This is a genomic window from Micromonospora sp. NPDC047753 (assembly GCF_040642735.1).
GTDB lineage: Bacteria > Actinomycetota > Actinomycetes > Mycobacteriales > Micromonosporaceae > Micromonospora.
Genome location: NZ_JBEYSL010000635.1, coordinates 1 through 3,298 on the forward strand (window position 1 = coordinate 1; position 3,298 = coordinate 3,298).

Annotated in this window: 2 protein-coding genes; one reads left to right on the forward strand and one right to left on the reverse strand. The window is 72.1% G+C overall.

What is annotated here, in order from left to right; all coding sequences use genetic code 11:
• The first annotated feature begins 270 nt into the window (after window positions 1–270).
• The gene (locus ABZ749_RS32310; protein WP_357234530.1) at window positions 271–1,833 is read left to right on the forward strand and encodes an AMP-binding protein; all 1,563 of its coding nucleotides are present in this window, start codon (window positions 271–273) and stop codon (window positions 1,831–1,833) included.
• A 65-nt stretch (window positions 1,834–1,898) separates the two neighbouring features.
• On the opposite strand, the gene purD is transcribed toward ABZ749_RS32310, so the two are convergent.
• On the reverse strand, window positions 1,899–3,149 hold the full coding sequence (gene purD / locus ABZ749_RS32315) for a phosphoribosylamine--glycine ligase (RefSeq protein WP_357234533.1): 1,251 nt from the start codon (window positions 3,147–3,149) through the stop codon (window positions 1,899–1,901).
• Window positions 3,150–3,298: the final 149 nt, after the last annotated feature.

Genomic DNA, 3,298 nt, shown 5'->3' on the forward strand with positions numbered 1-3,298 from the left:
GCCAACGCCTTGCGGATACCGGTCACGGACATCTCCGTTCCTCCCGATGAGGGAGGCCCCTCCCCGACGCCGCAGCGCCGGGGCTGGCCCAGCCCCTCCTCGAGGGGCGGGCCGACGGCGGGCCGGACTCCACGATCTGTGCCGTCTTCGTCACCCCACGCCGACGCGAACTGGGCCTTCAGCCGCGCCCAGTGCATGATCAAGGAAAGAAGCCCTGATGGACGGGCGGGCCGCCGCCCGTCCGCGCACCACCCCGAGGAGGTCTGCGGCATGGACCTGCCGTTCGTCGTCACCACGCTGACCCGTCGCGGGCTGCTCACCCCCGGCAGCCCGATCCGGGTCGCCTCGCAGCTCAACGCGTTGCGCACGTGGGGGTGGAGCCTGGCAGGCGAGCTACGCCAGGCAGCCGCCCGGGACCCGGGCCGGCCCGCCGTCATCGACGAGAACGGCGTCGAGCTGACGTACCACGACCTGCTCGACCGGGCCGAACGGATGGCCCGCTCGATGCGGGCCGGGCTCGGCGTACAGGCCGGCGACCGGATCGGCGTGCTCTGCCGCAACCACAGCGGACTGATCGAGACGATCGTCGCCGCCACCCTGCTCGGCGTCGACGCGGTACTGGTCAACACCGGGCTCAGCGCCGCCCAGCTGGGCACCGTCGCCGAGGAGCAGCGACTGCGGCTCCTCGTGCACGACGACGAGTTCGCCGATCGGGTTCTCGGCCTCCCCGCCGAGCTGCACCGGCTAGACGAACGCGCCCGCGAGGAACTGGTGGCCGGGGCACTGCCCGGTGACCTGCAACCACCCGAGCGCGACGGCCGGATCATCGTCCTCACCTCCGGCACCACCGGCACACCCAAGGGCGCCCGGAGGCCGACACCCAGCGGCTTCGGCCCACTGGTGTCCATCATCGACCGCATCCCCCTGCACGCCCGAAACCGGGTGATGATCGCCGCACCGATCTTCCACACCTGGGGATTCGCCGCCCTCCAGGTCTGCCTGGCACTACGGGCCACCATCGTGCTGCACCGCCGCTTCGACCCGGCCGCAACGCTCGCCGCCCTGACCGCGCACCGCTGCGACGCGCTCTTCGCCGTACCGGTGATGGTGCAACGGCTGCTGGAGGTGCCCCCGCCGGACCCGCGCCCCCAGCTCACTGTCGTCGCGGTCAGCGGCTCCGCCCTGCCCGGCGGACTGGCCCCGAAGTTCATGGACGTCTACGGAGACGTCCTCTACAACCTCTACGGGTCCACCGAGGTCTCCTGGGCCTCCATCGCCGGCCCGCAGGACCTGCGTCAAGCACCCACCACCGCTGGTCGTCCCCCGCACGGCACCCGACTGGAGTTGCTCGACGACGACGGCCAACCCGTACCGGACGGACGGGTCGGGCGGATCTTCGTCGGCAACGAGATGCTCTTCGAGGGCTACACCTCAGGTGCCAGCCGGGAAACCCACGACGGGCTGCTCGACACCGGCGACCTCGGCCGGCTCAACGCCGACGGGCTGCTCTTCGTCGACGGCCGGGCCGACGACATGATCGTCTCTGGCGGCGAGAACGTCTTCCCGTCCGAGGTGGAGGACCTGCTCGCGCAACTGCCACAGGTCCGCGAGGCGGCAGTGATCGGCGTGCCCGACCCCGAGTACGGCCAGCGCCTCTCCGCGTTCCTCGCCCTGCACCCCGGCGAGACCCTCGACCCCGAGGCGGTCCGCGAGTACGTCCGGCACTTTCTGGCCCGGTTCAGCGTCCCCCGGGACGTGATCCTCGTGAAGTACCTACCCCGCAACGCCACCGGCAAGGTGCTCACCCGAGAGCTGCGCCGCTACTACGGCTGACGGCGGGTCGTACGGGGGGTCGAGGTCGGCGCGACCGGCGGCAGCTGCGACGGTGGTTGCCTGGGTCAGCCGGGAATCGTGATCCGATCCTCGATCGCGGCGGAGGCGATGTCGGTGCGGTGCTGCGAGCCTGCCAACTCCACCCCGTCCACCAGCGCGTACGCGGCGTCCCGTGCGGCTGCCAGATCGACGCCGGTGGCCGTACCGCAGAGGACCCGGCCGCCGGCGGAGAGCAACGCGCCGTCGCTGGCCCGGCGGGCGGTGCCCGCGTGGATGATGCCCGGACGGTCCGCACCGGTGATCACGTCTCCGGTGCGCGGCGCGGCCGGATAACCCGCCGAGGCGAGCACCACTGTCACGGCGCTGCCGTCCCGCCACCGCAGCGGCGGGTGCTCGGCCAACGAGCCGGTGGCCGCCGCGTGCAGCAACCCGCCCAGCGGGGTCTCCAGCAGCGCGAGCACCACCTGGGTCTCCGGGTCGCCGAAGCGCGCGTTGAACTCGATCACCCGAGGGCCGGCGGCGGTGATCGCGAGCCCCACGTAGAGCAGGCCGGCGAACGGGGTGCCCCGGCGACGCATCTCCGCGAGCGTCGGGTGGACCACATCGCGCATCACGTCGTCGACCAGACCGGACGGCGCCCAGGCCAGCGGCGCGTACGCCCCCATGCCACCGGTGTTCGGCCCGGTGTCGCCGTCGCCGAGGCGCTTGAAGTCCTGTGCCGGCACCAACGGCAGCGCCGCCTCGCCGTCGGTGACCACGAAGAGACTGACCTCCGGGCCGTCGAGGAACTCCTCGACCACGACCCGTCCGCACTCGTTGGCGTGCGCCAACGCGGCGGCCCGGTCGTCGGTCACCACCACGCCCTTGCCGGCGGCTAGCCCGTCGTCCTTCACCACGTACGGCGCGCCGAACTCGTCCAGCGCCCGGGCGGTGCTCTCCTCGTCCGCGCAGACGTACGCGCGGGCGGTCGGCACGCCAGCGGCGGTCATCACGTCCTTGGCGAACGCCTTGGAGCCCTCCAGCTGCGCGGCCGCACCGGATGGACCGAACACGGCGATGCCCTTGGCGCGTACCGCATCGGCGACCCCGGCGACCAGTGGCGCCTCGGGCCCGACCACCACCAGGTCAGCCGCCACCTCCACGGCCAACGCCGCCACCGCGGCCGGATCTGTGGCATTGACGGCCCGCAGCTCAGCCACGCCCGCGATCCCCGGATTACCCGGCGCCGCGACAACCGCAGAAACCCGCGAATCCGCCACCAACCCGAGCGCAAGCGCATGCTCGCGCCCGCCACCACCCACCAAAAGAACCCGCACGCCCGAGATCCTACTGTCCCCCCTTACCCCACCGTTGATCATGAAGTTATTGCCCTCCGCCGCGGCGTGTCGTGGCAACAACTTCATGATCGACGGCGTCGGGCAGCGGCGATTGCCTGGCGGACTGTGTGCGGGATGTAGGCGGGGTG

Coding starts and splice junctions, on each gene's coding strand:
- ABZ749_RS32310 (WP_357234530.1), top strand. CDS start 271: ATGGACCTGCCGTTCGTCGTCACCACGCTGACCCGTCGCGGGCTGCTC.